Origin of the sequence: Mycobacterium paraffinicum, from assembly GCF_001907675.1 — a bacterium.
Classification (GTDB): Bacteria; Actinomycetota; Actinomycetes; order Mycobacteriales; family Mycobacteriaceae; genus Mycobacterium; species Mycobacterium paraffinicum_A.
Genome location: NZ_MPNT01000004.1, coordinates 218,935 through 235,276, shown reverse-complemented (window position 1 = coordinate 235,276; position 16,342 = coordinate 218,935). Strand labels below are relative to the sequence as shown.

The window sequence follows — 16,342 nt, the reverse complement described above, 5'->3', positions numbered from 1 at the left end:
CAAAACTTATCTACCGATAGGGAGGGTGATGAGCGACACTGCCGACCGGCTGATGGATCTCGCCGAGGCGCACATCAGCGACGCCGGATACAACGGCTACAGCTTTCGTGACCTGGCGTCCGAAGCCGGCATCAAGAGCTCCAGTGTCCATCACCACTTCCCCACCAAGGCTGCATTGACGGTCGCCGTGATGCACCGGTATACGGACAATGTCCTGTCAGCCGTCGCGGACGCGACGGCCGGCGGCGCCGATGTGGTCTCGGCCTACCTCGCGGTGTTTCGAAACGTGCTGCAGTCAACGGGGCGCATGTGCATGGGTGGGGCGCTAGGGGCCGAAACCGGCGGTCTGCCACCCGAGGTTGCCCAGGCGTCGCGCGACTTCTTCACCCGTGTCACCGGCGACATCGCCGAGCGAATCGGAGGACTGGAGCCGCGCGCACGTGCGCTGCGGATCTTCGCGACCTTGGAAGGTGCGATGATCCTCGCGCGCGCACTCGGTGACGTCGAGGTGTTCGACCAGGCGACCGCCGCATTGGCCTGACCCCGCCGGCGCTCTTGGCCGGCAACGGCATTGATTTCCGCCGGCGATCACAGCGATTAGGTATTGCCTCTTTTTCGGTCACCGGGCCGGACGCAGTCTGTAGGCAAGTCACCCACGCCTAATCCTGAGGGGAAGCATGACCCAGTTCAGCACGCGTTACCGCACCGCACCCATCGACGGCCTCGACGTCTTCTACCGCGAAGCCGGCGACCGCTCCAATCCCACATTGCTTCTACTGCACGGCTTCCCGTCCAGCTCGCACATGTTTCGCAATCTGATCGACTCTCTGGCAGATGCCTACCACCTGGTGGCGCCCGATCACATCGGCTTTGGGCGCTCTGCGATGCCCTCGGTCAACCAATTCACCTACAGCTTCGACCGGCTGACCGAGATCACCGAAAAGCTCATCACCTACTTGGGGCTGGAACGGTTCGCCATCTACATCCACGACTACGGTGCACCGATCGGACTGCGCATCGCAACCGCACGTCCGGAACGCATCACCGCGATCATCACCCAGAGCGGGAATGCCTATCTCGAGGGCTTCACGCCCTTCTGGGACAGGCTCTTCGCTCACGCCAAAGACCGTGCGGCCAACGAAGACTCGGTTCGCGAATACTTCACCCTCGAGACAACCCACTGGCAATACACCCACGGTGTCCTGGCCGACCGGCTCGACCGCATTGCACCGGAGACCTGGCTTCTCGACCAGGCCGGCCTCGACCGCAAGGGCAACGACGCGGTCCAGTTGCAGCTGTTCTGGGATTACCAGTTCAACCTGGACGGCTACCCCAAGTTCCAGGAGTACTTCCGCACTTACCAACCGCCACTGCTGGTGACCTGGGGCAAGAACGACGAAATTTTCGGGGCTCCCGGCGCCGAAGCGTTCCGCCGCGACCTGCCCAACGGGGAGTTTCACCTGCTCGACGCCGGGCATTTCGCGCTCGAGACACACGGAGAAGAGATCAGCGGCTACATCCGCGACTTCCTCGGCCGGCTCTAGTCGGTCCGGGCGACGGATTCGCCCGGACCAATGGTGTTCGCACCCAAAGTTGTTCCAAGCCACTGTCACAGGGCGGAAATCGGGCTCAACCTCCGGCTAGCGGGGCGGCCGGCTACGGCCGCCCCGCCCCGGCGAGAGAGAAGAGGTGTCCAATGGATTTCGCGGCGTTACCGCCGGAAGTCAACTCCGCCCGGATCTACGCCGGTCCCGGTGCCGGGCCGATGTTGGCCGCCGCGACGGCTTGGGAGGAGATCGCCTCTGAATTAGATTCGGCGGCAAGCGATTACGCTTCCGTCGTTGCCAGCCTTACCGCGGGGCCGTGGCGGGGCCGGGCCGCAGAGTCGATGGCTGCCGCGGTAACGACCCATATCGCGTGGCTGAGCGAAACCGCGGGGCTGGCCTCACGGACCGCGGGCCAGGCGGCGGCAGCGGCCAACGCCTTCGGCGTCGCTTTTTCGATGACGGTGCCACCGTTGGTCGTTGCGGCCAACCGCAGCCTGCAGGCTTCCTTGGTCGCAACCAACGTGTTGGGTCAGAACAGCCCGGCGATCGCGACCACCGACGCCGAGTATGCCGAGATGTGGGCTCAGGATGCTGCGGCGATGTCTGAATATGCCGAGGCCTCAGCAAGGGCGGCGACTTTGAGTCCGTTCGCTTCACCCACGCACGGTCAGGCCGCCCCTGCCCAGCCGTCGGTTCCCACGCTCCCTTCGACCAATCCCGCAGCGGGAATCGCAGCACTTTTGAAGGATCTTGGCATCACGCCGCCTTTGAATTTGTTGTCACCCGCCAATACGGTCATGGGGACCACGAGTCTGGGGAACGCCTATGCGGCCTCGGAATCCGCGTCGCAGGCGAGAACCGAGATTATCAACGTGGGATACGAGATCTCCGGCACTGAAGATGAGATTCTCGCGCGGCTGGACCAGTTCGGGGCGCCGCGCCTGGCCCTGGCCCCAGCCGATCGTGGACCGGTCACGGTGTCAGCCGCGATGGCCGAGGCGGGTGCGGTCGGCGGCTTGTCCGTACCCTCCGCGTGGGCGGCGGCACCGGCATTGCGCACCAGCGCGATTCCGCTCTCGAGCGCGTCGCTGGGCGCGTCCGAAGACGCGTTGGCGGTGGGAGGGGAAAGCCTCCCGGACCGCCTGGCTGTGCTCGCTGCGGCGACGGACGGATGCAGGGTTTCCGTCCCGAGTACGCGGCCGAAACGGAGCGCTGCGTCGACGGCAGACCGCAACGGAGCGTCTCCCCGGGACTCCACGTCCGCAACCTTCGCGGCTTTGGCGGCCGATCTCTACGAGCTGGCTCGGCTCCGCGAATCCGGAATCCTGACACACGAGGAGTTCGGCCGGCAGAAGCGCCGGCTACTTGGCGACTAGCGCATGGCACAAATGGTCATCGGCGGGTCAATGTTGGTGCAAGCGATGTGCCTGATGGCGGAAGGGGATCCATGAGCAAGCACTACGGCAGCATCGCGTTCACCGAAGAGGTCCGCGCGATCCAGCGGCACCACGGCAGCGACGCTTTCTACGACCGCAAGCGCGTCGCCGGAAAGGCATCACCGGGTTGCGACCCACTCACCGCGACTGAGCAGGACTACCTCGCCCAGCGCGACAGCTTCTACCTCGCCACCGTCGGCCAGTCGGGGTGGCCCTACGTCCAATTTCGCGGCGGCCCACAAGGTTTCCTTCGTGTGCTGGACGAACACCACGTGGGGTGGGCCGACTTTCGTGGCAACCTGCAATACATCAGCACGGGCAATCTGGCAGGCCGGGATCGCGTCGCCATCATCGCCGTCGACTACGCGCAGCGGCGGCGCCTGAAGATCTTCGGCCATGCTCGGGTCGTCACCGCCCAAGACGATCCCAAACTGGCCGCGACCGTGACAGCTCCCGAGTACGGCGGCGTCGTCGAGCGCGCCGTCGTAGTCGGCGTCGAGGCATTCGACTGGAACTGCCCGCAGCACATTACGCCCAGATACACCGCCGCCGAGTTGGAACCCGCGCTGGCGCCGCTGCGGGAAAGGCTGGCGGCACTGCACGCGGAAAACGACAGACTACACAATGAGATTCGCGCGTCGCAGTGACCGGCAGATCTTCCCGATGATGCCGCCCATAGCCCGGCTGTCCGCCGCCGTTTCGTGCCGGCCGCCCGAGCATCTCCGGTCTTCGGCCTTGCGCGCAGGCCTCACCGCCGCGGCGCTGGTCGCGATCGCGACACTGGCTCTACTCCTCGTCGAGCGGATCCGTCCGGCCGCTCCGGCCGGCGTGCCGGCTTGGCGCTGGCGACCCGCCACCTTCCTGCTCTGGACGATCGGCGACACCACCGAGCCGGGCTTCGCCCACTCCGCGTTCGGCGGGTTGCTGATGGTCTTGGGCGGGCTTGTAGCGCACTTGGGCCTCCGGGCCGGCAGGCGCTGGATGGGATTTCCAGTCAGCTCGGGAACGGGGTTGTATTTGTGGACGGTTGGCAGCGCCGGTCTGGGCTTGGTGCTCAGCAACCTCGTATGGGGCTGGACCATTGCCGTCTCCGGGGAGTGGCAACCCACCTTCGTGCCGTTCGCGTCGGTGCCAGCCGCTGTCGTCCTGATCTATGGTGGGCGACCGTCGGTGGCCCTCACCGGCGCGGTGCTCGGGGCCGGGTTGACCACACCGGTGGCGTTGGCCGCGGTGAACTTGGGGTGCAGGCCACTCGGGTTGCCTACCGTCATCGGTGCTACCACCGGCATGTGGATCAGCGCGCTGATCGGCTTCGCCTTGTGCCGGCGCTTGCCCTGGTTGCCCCAGTCCGAGCCGCTCGTGCCGGGGTGTGACACCGGGTGCGCGCACTGCCTGACGTGCCGGGCACCGCTAGGATCCCGCTGGCTGGCACGCCGCATGCTCGCCGACTTCACCGAGGCGCAGTTCATCGGCAACGAATGGGCGGGCGCGGGACTGCTCGTGGGCACCGTCACCAGTTACCTGGTTGACCCGGCCACCGCGAGCGGGGCCGGAAACCTTTTGCCGCGCCTACTGATCGCGCAGACGCTCAGTGCCGGGATGGCGGTCGCGGCGTGGCGTCGCCAGTGGGCCAAGCACGGCTGGTACCCCACCTTCGTCCCGGTCGTCTCCGTGGCACCCGCCACCGTGCTCGCCTTCGGCGGCACGGCCCAGGCCGTCGTCGCGGGAGCTGTACTAGGCGCCCTGACGGCGCCGCCGGTGGCCGCGGCGATAGCCCGGCGCCTGCCGACGGACTTCCATCCCTTCATCGGCAACGTCGTCTCCATGTGCGTGCTGACCGCGGTCACTGTCACCGGGTTATCAATTCTGCCCGGATTCTCGCCAGCGGCTGCGAACAACTAACGTTCCAGGAAGGATGTCAACGTGGCCAAGCTGGTGTCGGTGAACGTCGGTAGGCCGAAAAGTGTTTCCTGGCAGGGGCGTACGGTCTTCACCGGAATTTGGAAGACCCCGGTGGCGGGGCCGTGCGTGGTGCGCCGCCTCAACATCGACGGCGACGGCCAAGGCGACCTGGACGGCCACGGTGGGGAATACCGCGCTGTGCTCGTCTACCAGCTCGCCTCCTACGACCACTGGGCCGCCGAGCTCGGACGCGATGACCTGAAACCGGGCGCCTTCGGGGAGAATTTCACCGTCGACGGTTTGCCCGATGACGAAGTATGCATCGGGGATCGCTATCGCATCGGCCAGGTGATCCTCGAAGTCACCCAACCCCGGGTTACGTGCTATCGGGTGGGCATCCGGGTTGGTGAGCCGCGGATGCCGGCGCTCCTCGTATCGCATCGACGCCCGGGCTTCTATTGCCGCGTACTCGCCGAAGGGGAAGTCGAGGCCGGGCAAGCCGTCGAGAAGATAGCCGACGGTCCCCAAGGGGTCACCGTCGCCGAGATCGACGCGCTGCTCTATCTACCGGGTCATCCCCGCGACGCGCTGGAGCGGGCATTGCGCATTCCGGCGCTGAGCCCGGGCTGGAAGTGGTCGCTGCAGCAGCTGCTCGACCAGGGTGCTGTCACAGCGACGACAACCGGCAACAGCGGCTTGACTGGCAGCAATTCGCCGCCACCCGCCTGGGCGGGCTTCCGTCCGCTGCGCGTGGTTGTCGCGCGGGACGAAAGCCGAAGCGTGCGCTCCGTCTCGCTGGGTGACGCCGAAGGCGCGCCGCTGCCGGAATGGCAGCCCGGCCAGTCGATTACGGTACGCATCCCGGCCGGGCCCAATGGCGAGTCCCTCATCCGCAACTACTCGCTGTCCAACGAGCCCGGCGCAGGCATCTATCGGATCAGCGTCAAGCTCGAGCCGGGCGGCGCCGTCAGCTCGTACATCCACGACCACGTCCGGCGCGGTGACATGCTTGATGTCGCCGCCCCGCGCGGCACCTTCTTCCTCGATGACGGCAACGACCCACTGATCCTGCTGTCCGCGGGAGTTGGTGTGACGCCGGTGCTTTCCATGCTGCATGTGCTGGCGAAGGCCGCGTCGAAACGGTCGATCTGGTGGGTGCATGGCGCGCGTGACGGCACGGAACACCCGTTCGCTGCGGAAGCGCGAGAATTGCTCCGAGCCCTTCCCAACGGGCAGTCGCACGTGTTCTACAGCCGCCCGAGGGCCACTGACCGCCGGGGCGTCGACTACGACGAATCGGGCCGGGTCACCGGAGACAGGCTTCGCGCCCTTGCCCTGCCCGCATCGGCGCAAGCCTTTCTGTGCGGGCCGGAACAGTTCATGGACGAAATAGCAACGGCGCTCACGGGATGCGGCCTGGACCCCGCGAGGATTCATACAGAGAAGTTCGGCGCCCTGGCCGGTCTGACCCCCGGTATCGCCCCCACTGCGGCGAAGCCGCCGCACCCGCCCGACGGCCCGGTGGGACCCGGACCGGAGATCCATTTCGCACGCAGCGCACTGTCGGCGCAGTGGGCGCCCACTTACGGGAGTCTTCTCGCCTTTGCCGAAGCCTGCGACGTGCCCACCCGGTGGTCATGCCGCAGCGGCGTCTGCCATAACTGCGAAACAGCCCTGGTTTCCGGGCAGGTGCGATATAGCGTCGACCCTCTCGAACCCCCCGCTCGGGGCAACGTGCTGCTGTGCGTTTCCACGCCGGCCGAAGACGTCGTCCTGGATCTCTGAGGATCAAGGCGAGCGCCTACACCGATGAGCCGTCAGGCCTAGCGTGCAATGTGCGCAAGGGCGCGACATGCTGACCGGTCAGGTCGACCCAGACCCGTCGGCCGCCTTCGGAATTCGTTGCTGAAAACGATCACAGTATTCTGACTTTTCCCCTTGTTCGTGGGCGGTGGACAAGCCACCCTAGTATCGAGGTAAATCGAAAAACTGTTCGCCACAATTAATTTAGGGCGTTATGGTCCTTCGCTGGCCCCCAACAAAGAACGCCGACGATCAACGAAACGAGCAAGACATGGAAAGCCAAGAGCTGGACCGGTTCGTGTACTCTCAAACCCCCGGCTATGTCGAGAGTGAGGTGCGGAAAGCCTTCCACGACGCAGTACCTCTGAAGACCGTGGTCACGTACTGCTACGACCCCCGCGCTGCGGAGATTCCGTTCCAACTTGCGAAGTTTCTCTCCGGAGAGGTGTATCCGGGTGAGGTCGTGTACGACCGTGAGGGCAAGAAGGTCGGTTCGACGTCGACAATTTTCCCCGTAGTGGTAGCGGGGGGTCGCACGGTCGACGCCTTGCGGTCTATCACGATCGCTCACCATCTGTTCGGCCTTGAGAGGGTAGTCGTTGTGCACCACACGAACTGCGGTACAAGCAGTTTCACCAGCAAGGGGCTCCTCGACGCCTATAAGCTGGAGCAGGGCATCGACATCGGTGGCGTGTATGACCAGGCAAGCATCGCCATCGATCACCTGGCGTCCACACTTCGCCATGACGTTCAAGTAGTGCGGGACTCGCCAGCGGTACCAGCGTGTGTCAAGGTGGTCGGGTACGTCTACGACATCGACGCGGATGCGTTCGTCGGTGATATCGCCATCACGCCCGCTCGCGAGTGATTGACGGCCTGCTTGCACAGCGAGGGCGACGGAGGCGATGAAGCCCACATTGTGCCGGCCGCCGATAACTTGATCGCTGCACCCATGGGCGCCACTGTAAGTGCGTCCGCCTCCCACAGCTTCGTCGGCCGCGCAATCCCGTTCTGCGCGAAGAAAACCGGGCAACCTCGGCACCCAAGCAAATCCAAAAGGCAGTTGCCTCTTGCGGCCGGGAGCGAGATGTTGCCGTGGGTGGCGGCCTGACTCGCTACCGCTTCTCGGCGGTGACCAGCAGGTACTCCCAGTCCATGCTGCCGTGGGCGAGGTATTGCTCGGCGAGCTCGATGAGTTGGGCGTCCAGCTCCGCGGCCAGCACACGGTTGTGGCCGATGTTCGTGTAGGCCTCGATCGTCGGGCCGTAGTGGTTCTTGAAGTAGGTGTGCACCGCCGCGGCGCTGTCGAACCGGTTCACTCGCAGCAGGCCTCGCCCCGCCGTCATCCGCGCGACGCGGTCACCGAGCAGGCCGGTGACGTAGCCCTCGCGTCCCCACAGCGCGGCTGGCGGCACGGCCTGGGACAGGCTGGGGCGGTAGGGCCGGATGGTGGCGAGCATCCGGCCGAAGAATCCCTCCGGCGTCCAGCTGATCACGCCGATCGTCCCGCCCGGCCGGCAGACCCGGACCAGTTCGTCGGCGGCCCGCTGCTGATCGGGGGCGAACTGCACGCCGATCGCGGAGATGACCACGTCGAACTCGCCGTCGCCGAAGGGCAGCGCGTGCGCGTTGGCCTCCCGGTAGTCGAGCGTCAGCCCCTGCGCCGCGGCGCGGGCTCGTGACCGCTGCAGCAGCTCGGGGGTGAGGTCGCTGGACACCACGGTGGCACCCGTGGCGGCGGCCGGCAGCGAGATGTTTCCGGAGCCCGCGGCGACGTCGAGCACGCGGACGCCCGGGCGGATACCGGTGGCCCTGACCAGGACCGGGCCCAGCGGGGCCATCACTTCCTCGGCCATCAGGGCGTAGTCGCCCAACGCCCATACCGTGCGGTGCACGGCGGCGTCGCTGATCGTGGTGTCGCTAGTGGTCGTGGTGTCGCTGATCGTCGTGTCGAGGGTCATCAGGCCTCCTTGAAAGGTAAGGAAAGGGCTGCCCACTCGACCTCGTTGTCACTAGCGCGGCAGAGCGGCCACATCCGCAGACGGTAACCGCTAGCAACAGTATGCATGAGAAATAATCAACGCACGCAAGTTTTTGATGGGCGGCGGGCGGCGCTTTCTAGACTGTGCCGGTGCGTCTCCTCTTCGCCGGCACCCCCGAACCCGCGCTGCCCGCGCTGCGCCGCCTCATCGACTCGCCCCGGCATGAGGTGATCGCCGTGCTGACCCGGCCGGACGCCGCCGTCGGCCGGCACGGCAGGCCGCAGCCCTCGCCGGTGGCCAGCGAAGCACTCGACCGGGGCATTCCATTGCTACGGCCGGCGCGGCCGAACTCGGACGAGTTCGTCGCCGAACTGACCGAGCTCGCGCCGGACTGCTGCGCCGTCGTGGCCTACGGCGCGTTGCTGCGCGAGGGCTTGCTCGGGGTGCCGCCGCACGGATGGATCAACCTGCACTTCTCGCTGCTGCCCGCCTGGCGTGGGGCGGCGCCGGTGCAGGCGGCGATCGCGGCCGGGGACACCGTCACCGGGGCGACGACCTTTCAGATCGAGCCGAGCCTGGACTCCGGGCCCATCTACGGCGTCGTCACCGAGACGATCCGGCCGACCGACACCGCGGGGGAATTGCTTGAGCGTCTGGCGGTTTCGGGCGCGGCGCTGCTGTCGACGACCCTGGACGGCATCGAAGATCGGACGTTGACGCCGCGACCGCAACCCGCCGACGGGGTCAGCAGCGCGCCGAAGATCACCGTCGAGCAGGCCCGCGTGCGCTGGGACCTGCCGGCGCTGGTCGTGGAGCGCCGGATCCGCGCGGTCACACCCAATCCGGGCGCCTGGACACTGATCGGCGACCTGCGCATCAAGCTGGGCCCGGTGCGCATCGACGAGGATGCTCCAGAACCGTTGGCGCCCGGCGCTATTCACGTCGGCCGCAAAGACGTGTGGGTCGGCACCGGCTCGCAGGCCGTGCGGCTGGGCCAGATACAGCCGCCCGGCAAGAAACTCATGGACGCGGTCGACTGGGCCCGGGGCGCGCGGCTCGACTCCGCGGCGCGGGCGACATGAGCCCGCCGCGGCCCACCGACCGCGGGCGCGGCAAGCGGCGGCGGCCGCTCGACCCCGCGCGCGCCGCCGCGTTCGACGTGCTGCGGGCGGTCAGCGAGCGCGACGCCTACGCGAACCTTGCCCTGCCCGCGCTGCTGCGCGACCGTGGAATCGGCGGCCGCGACGCCGCGTTCGCCACCGAACTGACCTACGGCACCTGCCGCACCCGGGGCCTGCTCGACGCGGTCATCGCCGCCGCCGCCAACCGCTCGCCGGACACCATCGACCCCGTGCTGCTCGATCTGTTGCGGCTGGGCACCTATCAGCTGCTGCGCACCCGGGTCGATAGCTACGCCGCGGTTTCGACGACCGTGGAACAGGCGGGGATCGAGTTCGATTCGGCGCGAGCGGGTTTCGTCAACGGTGTGTTGCGCGCGATCGCCGCCCGCGACGAGAAGTCCTGGGTCGAGGAGCTGGCGCCCGACCCGGCGCGGGATCCGGTCGGTCATGCCGCCTTCGTGCACGCGCACCCGCGCTGGATCGCGCAGGCGTTCGCCGACGCGCTGGGGGCGGCCGCGGCCGAGCTCGACGCGGTGCTGGCCAGCGACGACGAACGACCCCAGGTGCACCTGGCGGCTCGCCCCGGAGTCCTGACCGCCGCCGAGCTGGCCGACGCTGTGGGTGGCACGGTGGGCCGATATTCGCCTTACGCGGTGTACCTGCCGGGCGGCGACCCGGGGCGGCTGGCCCCGGTGCGCGACGGCGCCGCGCTGGTCCAGGACGAGGGCAGCCAGCTGGTCGCGCGGGCGCTGACGCTGGCGCCGGTCGAGGACGACGCCGGGCGGTGGCTGGATCTGTGTGCCGGTCCGGGCGGCAAGACCGCGCTGCTGGCCGCGCTCGGCGCCGGATCGGGGGCCCGCGTCACGGCCGTGGAGCCGGCCCCGCGCCGCGCCGACCTGGTGGTCGAGAACACCGGCGGCCTCCCGGTCGACGTGTTGCGGGTGGACGGGCGGCAAAGCGGGCTCGAGCCGATCTTCGATCGCGTGCTCGTCGACGCCCCGTGCACCGGGCTGGGCGCGTTGCGGCGCCGGCCCGAGGCGCGGTGGTGGCGCCAGCCGGGCGACGTGCCGGCGCTCACCAAATTGCAGCGCGAGCTGCTGGGCGCCGCGATCGCCCTGACCCGGCCGGGCGGTGTGGTGCTCTACGCGACCTGCTCGCCCCACGTCGCCGAGACTGTCGGCGTGGTCGCCGACGCGCTGCGCCGGCATCCGGTGTCCGCGTTGGACACTCGGCCGCTGTTCGAGCCCGTGACGGGGCTGGGGGATGGTCCACACGTCCAGCTCTGGCCGCATCGGCACGGCACCGACGCGATGTTCGGCGCCGCGCTGCGCCGCGAAGCGGGGTAGCGCGTCGGCGACTCAGCGAACCGGGCCGCCGCCGCGCTGCGCCGCTTGCCGGCGTGAAGAGGCCGGCGACGCTCAGTAGTCTGGCGCACATGTCTGGCAACACCGGTAGGCCGCTGATCGCGCCGTCCATCCTGTCCGCCGATTTCGCGCGGCTAGCCGACGAGGCCGCGGCCGTCGTGGGCGCCGACTGGTTGCACGTCGACGTGATGGACAACCACTTCGTGCCGAACCTAACCATCGGCTTGCCGGTGGTCGAAAGCCTGCTGGCTACCACGACCATCCCGATGGACTGCCATCTGATGATCGAGGACCCCGACCGGTGGGCGCCCGGCTACGCCGAGGCCGGCGCCTACAACGTGACCTTCCACGCCGAGGCCACCGACAACCCGGTCGGCGTGGCGCGCGACATCCGCGCCGCGGGCGCCAAGGCCGGCATCAGCGTCAAGCCGGGAACCCCACTGGAGCCGTATCTGGAGATCCTGCCGCAGTTCGACACGCTGCTCATCATGTCGGTCGAACCCGGCTTCGGCGGCCAAAGCTTCATCCCCGACGTGCTGAGCAAGGTGCGCATCGCGCGCAAGCTGATCGACGCCGGGGAACTGACCATCCTGGTCGAGATCGACGGCGGCATCAACGACGACACCATCGAGCAGGCCGCCGAGGCCGGCGTCGACTGCTTCGTCGCCGGTTCGGCGGTGTACGGCACCGAGGACCCGAAAGCCGCCATCGAGGCGCTGCGGAGGCAGGCCGCCGCCGCGTCACCGCACCTGCGCCGATGAACCAGCCTATGGACGGACTCGACGCGGCCATGCGCCTGGCGATCGAGCAGTCCAACCACGTCAAGGGCAGCACCTATCCGAACCCGCCGGTGGGGGCTGTCATCCTGGACGCCGCCGGCACGGTCGTCGGCGTCGGCGCCACCGAACCCGCCGGGGGCGACCACGCCGAGGTGTTGGCCTTGCGGCGGGCCGGCGACTTGGCGGTGGGCGGTACCGCGGTGGTGACCCTCGAGCCGTGCAACCACTACGGCAAGACCCCGCCGTGCGTGAACGCCCTACTCGAGGCCGACATCGCGGCCGTCGTCTACGCCGTCGCGGACCCGAACCCCGCCGCCGCCGGTGGCGCGGCCCGGCTGACGGAGGCCGGCGTGCGGGTGCTTGCCGGGGTGCTGGCGGACCAGGTTGCCGGCGGGCCGCTGCGGGAGTGGCTGCACAGGCAGCGGACCGGGCAGCCGCACGTCACGTGGAAGTACGCCAGCAGCGTCGACGGCCGCAGCGCGGCCGCCGACGGCACCAGCCAGTGGATTTCCAGCGAGGCCTCGCGGCTGGATCTGCACCGCCGCCGCGCGGCCGCCGACGCGATCGTGGTCGGCACCGGGACCGTGCTGGCCGACGATCCGGCGCTGACCGCCCGGTTGCCCGACGGTTCGCTGGCGGACCGGCAACCGCTGCGCGTGGTGGTCGGCATGCGCGAAATACCTTCGGAGGCAAAGGTTCTCAATGACGATTCGCGGACCATGGTGATCCGCACGCACGACCCCTTGGAAGTGATCAGGGCGCTGTCGGATCGCACCGACGTCTTGCTCGAGGGCGGTCCCACCCTCGCCGGAGCCTTCCTGCGGGCCGGCGCTGTCAACCGCATCCTGGCGTATGTCGCGCCGACGCTGCTGGGCGGTCCGATCTCGGCCGTCGACGACGTGGGGGTGCCCACCATCGCGCGGGCGTTGCGCTGGCATTTCGACGGAGTTGACCGCGTCGGGCCGGACCTGCTGCTCAGTCTGGTGCCGCGCGGCGACTAGGCGAGAGCGGTCGGATCGCCGTTGATCGAGTCTCGACCGGCCAGGCCACGCGCACGCTTGTCGGCGTACATCCCCTCGTCCGCGAGGCGCATGACGTCATGCTCGCCGGCGGCAATGCCCGCGCTGAAGTCGACCGGCGCCCCGGCCTCGGCCCACCGTCGGCGAAGCCGCTCCAGGATCCGCCCGGCCTCGGGAGGATCGGCACCTACCAGCATCAGCAGGAACTCGTCGCCGCCGATGCGGAAGATGATGTCATCCTTGCGGGCCGACCGGCGCAGTGCGTCGGCGAAGGCGACCAGAACTTCATCGCCGGCCTCGTGGCCGTGACGATCGTTGTAGCGCTTGAAGTTGTCGAGGTCGGCAAGCACCACGGCGCACCGGCCGGCGTGGTGCGCCAGCCGATCCCCCAGGGTGCTCCGGTTCAGGAGTTGGGTCAACGGGTCGGTCTGCGCGATGTCGCGCAGCAACAGACTCTGCTGCACGAGCCGCGCGATGAGCCACGCCGGCACCTCGGCGACGAGGACCCACATGATCGCGGCCAGCACCACGGTCAGCGTCGAGGAGGGAAGCGGTTTGGCGCAGGCGACGACGAACGCCGCCGCCCCGAGCGGGAGCAGGGCCAGTGAGCGCCACCGCCGACCGGTGAGTCCGAGGTAGGCGAAGGTGATCGTGATCGTGCCGGGTAAGTCACGCGTGGCGGCCGGCTCGACGGCCCCGGCGAGCAGAGTGACGACAAGCGACGCCACCGGCCATCCGACGAGCAAACCCCGCCGCCCCTGCCAGCCGCGGAGCCGGCCGATCAGCGCGACAAACGCCGCCAGCACCGCGGCTGCACCGAGCACCCAGTTCAGCGTGGTGTCGCGGCCGGTGGTTCCGGCGTGCAATCCGGCCGCGGCATACAGCCCGAGCATCGCAAGAAACGCGGTGAAGCCGATCGTGTGCAACCGTTCGGCTGACGGTTGAGGATCGATGCTCCACGGCACGGAGCCAGAATATGAGACCCGAGGCGGCAGTGTGGAACTCAAGCGCGCACCGCAATCGACGGCGCTGGGCCCCCTGTCAGGTGTGTTACCGGTTCACCGGCGACACATGGCAGCGCCTAGCGCTGGTGCTCCCCGAGGGTGACCGTCTGCGGCTCAGGGACTTCCGGTTCCTCGGCGTGTTCCTTGCGGCCGCCGATCAACAGCCCGAGCAGCGCTCCCACGATGCAGATCACCACGGTGGCGCTGAAGATGTCGCCGTACATCATCGCGAACGCCTTGAGGTACATCGTCCCCTGCGCGGCGATCCGCTCGAGCAGGGAGGCGTTGGGCGGTATCGCTGCCGTCAACCCCGCCACGATCTGGTTGAACCGGTAGAGGCCCCACGCGCTGAGCGCGGCGACGCCGATCAGCATGCCGGTCATCCGGGCCACCACCACCGCCGCCGAGGCGATGCCGTGCTGCGCCGAGGGAACGACCCGCAGCGCCGCGGAGGTCAGCGGCCCGATCACCAGGCCGAGGCCCACGCCGGCGACCAAGAGGTCGGCGTGCAACACGGGAACGCTGAAGACCCCGAAGATGTCGTGCTTCTGGCTCAATACGTCCTGGCGCCAGTAGTGGATCAACCAGTATCCGTAGGCCGCGATCAGCAGCCCGATGAACGTCATCACGCGGTCGCCCACGCGGGTGGCGATCCAGCCGCCCAGCACGGCCCCGATCGGCAGCGCGATCAAGAACCACAACAGCAAGCCGGCGGCCTGCGTCTGGTCCATCTGCAGCACGCCCTGCCCGAACAGCTCCACGTCGACCAGCGTCACCATCAGCGCCGCGCCCGCGGCCAGCGATGCGCCCAGCGCGGCCAGGAAGGGGCGGAAGTGCACGCCCGCCGGCTCGATCAGCCGGGTGCGCGAGAACCGTTCCCAGAGCAAGAACAGCACCGCAACGACGACCGCCCCGATGACCAGGGGGAGTCCGTAGCTCGGCAGGATCTGCTTGCCGTCGGGTTGCGGGTTGTACAGCCCGATGACCGCCAGCCCCAGGGCGACCGCGAGCAGCACGCCGCCGACCAGGTCGACCCGCTCGGGATTCTCGACCTTCTCGTGCGACGGGAGGCTGAATTGGATCATCGCCATCGCGATCAGGGTCAGCGGGACGTTGATCCAGAACACGTAGCGCCAGTCGTGGAACAGGTACACGATGAAGATCCCGTACAGCGGGCCCAGCACGCTGCCGAGTTCCTGCGCGGCGCCGATGCCGCCCAGCACACCGGCGCGATTGCGCTGAGCCCACAGGTCGGCGCCCAGGGCGAGCGTCACCGGCAGCAGCGCGCCGCTGGCCACGCCCTGGATGGTGCGGCCGCCGATCAGCAGGTGGAAATCGCCCCAGTGCCCGGCGAGTGCGGTCACCACCGACCCGACCATGAACAGGGCCAGGCTGACCTGCAACACCAGCTTGCGGCCGAACCGGTCGGAGGCCCGGCCCAGCAGCGGCATGGCGGCGATGTAGCCCAGCAGGTACATCGTAATGATCCAGGTGATGCGCTGCAGCTGGTTGATGGGAATGTGAACGTCGCTCATGATGTCGCGCATGATCGTCACGACGACATAGGCGTCCAGCGCGCCCAGCAGGACCGCCAGACTGCCGGCGCTGATCGCGACGCGGCGCCCGGTCTGCGAACTCATGAACTCACCGGGGGCTTGGTGACCTGAACCTGCTCGCCCCAGTTGGACAGGGTGACCTGTACGGAATTGCCGGAGCTCTTCTGCATGTTGGCCTGGACCAGCTGGTGGTCGCCGGTCTCCTGGATCCACACCGTGCTCGGCACCGGCTGCGTCGCGTTGAACTGCGGCATGATCTTGTTCACCGCATCCGCGGAGACGTTCCCACTGATGCGAATCGTGTTCTGCCCGTTGATGGTTTCGCGGCCCTCGGCCTTGGCGTTGCTGAAGTTGGCCAGCGCGTTGCCCAGCCCGGTGTCCGGGTTCAGCAGCACGGACACGTCATAGATGTCGGACGCCTTGCCGAAGTCGCTCCACTTGTTCGGCGTCAGGGTGGCGTACAGGGTGCCGTCGACGACCACGAAGTTGGCGTCGATGTCGGACCCACCGAGCGTGATCGTGGCGTTGCCCGACGCGGCGGTGGCCGGCGCCGTGGTGAGGTCACCGGTGAGCGTCTTGATCGGCAGCCCCTGGATCTTGCCCTGGATCGACAGGACCAGGTGCACGCTCTTGACGGCCTTGGTGGCGTCGGCCGACTGCTTGACCAAGGTGGTGGCGTCGGGCAGCGGGGCGCCGCTCTGCTTTGAACCCGACGAGCAGCCGGCGATCAAGGCGGTGGCGAGAATCAGGGATGCGATGACGGCCGATAGACGGCGGCGGGTCTGCATACCTTGCATCGTAGAGGGTGCCGCCGACCGGCTTTCCAGAC

General features: G+C 68.2%; 15 protein-coding genes. 11 read left to right on the top strand and 4 right to left on the bottom strand.

Going from position 1 to position 16,342, the window contains the following annotated elements:
* Positions 1-28: 28 nt before the first annotated feature.
* The 7 genes from BRW65_RS07115 to BRW65_RS07085 all read left to right on the top strand — a co-directional run bounded on the left by BRW65_RS07115 (position 29) and on the right by BRW65_RS07085 (position 7,556).
* A complete protein-coding gene (locus tag BRW65_RS07115; protein WP_073872741.1) occupies positions 29-541 on the top strand; it encodes a TetR/AcrR family transcriptional regulator in 513 nt (170 codons plus the stop codon).
* 136 nt (positions 542-677) lie between these two features.
* A complete protein-coding gene (locus tag BRW65_RS07110) occupies positions 678-1,544 on the top strand; it encodes an alpha/beta fold hydrolase (RefSeq protein WP_073872738.1) in 867 nt (288 codons plus the stop codon).
* Between the two features lie 152 nt (positions 1,545-1,696).
* A complete protein-coding gene (locus tag BRW65_RS07105) occupies positions 1,697-2,923 on the top strand; it encodes a PPE family protein, SVP subgroup (RefSeq protein ID WP_073872734.1) in 1,227 nt (408 codons plus the stop codon).
* 71 nt (positions 2,924-2,994) lie between these two features.
* Entirely contained in the window at positions 2,995-3,630 is a 636-nt protein-coding gene (locus tag BRW65_RS07100) for a pyridoxamine 5'-phosphate oxidase family protein (RefSeq protein WP_073872725.1), read from the top strand.
* Positions 3,608-4,885, top strand: coding sequence for a hypothetical protein (locus tag BRW65_RS07095; RefSeq protein ID WP_084187740.1), 1,278 nt, complete (start codon positions 3,608-3,610; stop codon positions 4,883-4,885). Before BRW65_RS07100 ends, BRW65_RS07095 begins: the two co-directional genes overlap by 23 nt.
* Positions 4,886-4,906: 21 nt before the next feature.
* On the top strand, positions 4,907-6,670 hold the full coding sequence (locus BRW65_RS07090) for an MOSC and FAD-binding oxidoreductase domain-containing protein (protein WP_073872721.1): 1,764 nt from the start codon (positions 4,907-4,909) through the stop codon (positions 6,668-6,670).
* A 289-nt stretch (positions 6,671-6,959) separates the two neighbouring features.
* Positions 6,960-7,556, top strand: a complete 597-nt coding sequence (locus BRW65_RS07085) for a hypothetical protein (protein ID WP_073873031.1) — start codon at positions 6,960-6,962, stop codon at positions 7,554-7,556.
* A gap of 247 nt (positions 7,557-7,803) precedes the next feature.
* On the opposite strand, the gene BRW65_RS07080 is transcribed toward BRW65_RS07085, so the two are convergent.
* Positions 7,804-8,649, bottom strand: a complete 846-nt coding sequence (locus BRW65_RS07080) for a class I SAM-dependent methyltransferase (protein ID WP_073872718.1) — start codon at positions 8,647-8,649, stop codon at positions 7,804-7,806.
* 170 nt (positions 8,650-8,819) lie between these two features.
* Here BRW65_RS07080 and fmt point away from each other — a divergent pair, with 170 nt between their 5' ends.
* The 4 genes from fmt (at position 8,820) to ribD (ending at position 12,935) form a co-directional block, all read left to right on the top strand.
* Complete coding sequence (fmt, locus tag BRW65_RS07075) at positions 8,820-9,752, top strand: methionyl-tRNA formyltransferase (protein ID WP_073873027.1); 933 nt, start codon at positions 8,820-8,822, stop codon at positions 9,750-9,752.
* Positions 9,749-11,137, top strand: a complete 1,389-nt coding sequence (locus BRW65_RS07070) for an RsmB/NOP family class I SAM-dependent RNA methyltransferase (RefSeq protein ID WP_073872715.1) — start codon at positions 9,749-9,751, stop codon at positions 11,135-11,137. Before fmt ends, BRW65_RS07070 begins: the two co-directional genes overlap by 4 nt.
* Positions 11,138-11,226: 89 nt before the next feature.
* Entirely contained in the window at positions 11,227-11,916 is a 690-nt protein-coding gene (rpe, locus tag BRW65_RS07065) for a ribulose-phosphate 3-epimerase (protein ID WP_073872711.1), read from the top strand.
* On the top strand, positions 11,913-12,935 hold the full coding sequence (gene ribD / locus BRW65_RS07060) for a bifunctional diaminohydroxyphosphoribosylaminopyrimidine deaminase/5-amino-6-(5-phosphoribosylamino)uracil reductase RibD (protein WP_073872708.1): 1,023 nt from the start codon (positions 11,913-11,915) through the stop codon (positions 12,933-12,935). The genes rpe and ribD overlap by 4 nt, the downstream gene beginning before the upstream one ends.
* Here ribD and BRW65_RS07055 read toward each other — a convergent pair.
* The 3 genes from BRW65_RS07055 to BRW65_RS07045 all read right to left on the bottom strand — a co-directional run bounded on the left by BRW65_RS07055 (position 12,932) and on the right by BRW65_RS07045 (position 16,301).
* Positions 12,932-13,918 carry a GGDEF domain-containing protein gene (locus BRW65_RS07055; RefSeq protein WP_073872704.1) on the bottom strand — a complete coding sequence of 329 codons (987 nt, stop codon included), beginning with the start codon at positions 13,916-13,918 and terminating at the stop codon, positions 12,932-12,934. The genes ribD and BRW65_RS07055 overlap by 4 nt on opposite strands.
* Positions 13,919-14,034: 116 nt before the next feature.
* Entirely contained in the window at positions 14,035-15,597 is a 1,563-nt protein-coding gene (locus tag BRW65_RS07050; RefSeq protein WP_073872701.1) for an MFS transporter, read from the bottom strand.
* Positions 15,594-16,301 carry an LppX_LprAFG lipoprotein gene (locus BRW65_RS07045; protein WP_073872698.1) on the bottom strand — a complete coding sequence of 236 codons (708 nt, stop codon included), beginning with the start codon at positions 16,299-16,301 and terminating at the stop codon, positions 15,594-15,596. Before BRW65_RS07045 ends, BRW65_RS07050 begins: the two co-directional genes overlap by 4 nt.
* Positions 16,302-16,342: the final 41 nt, after the last annotated feature.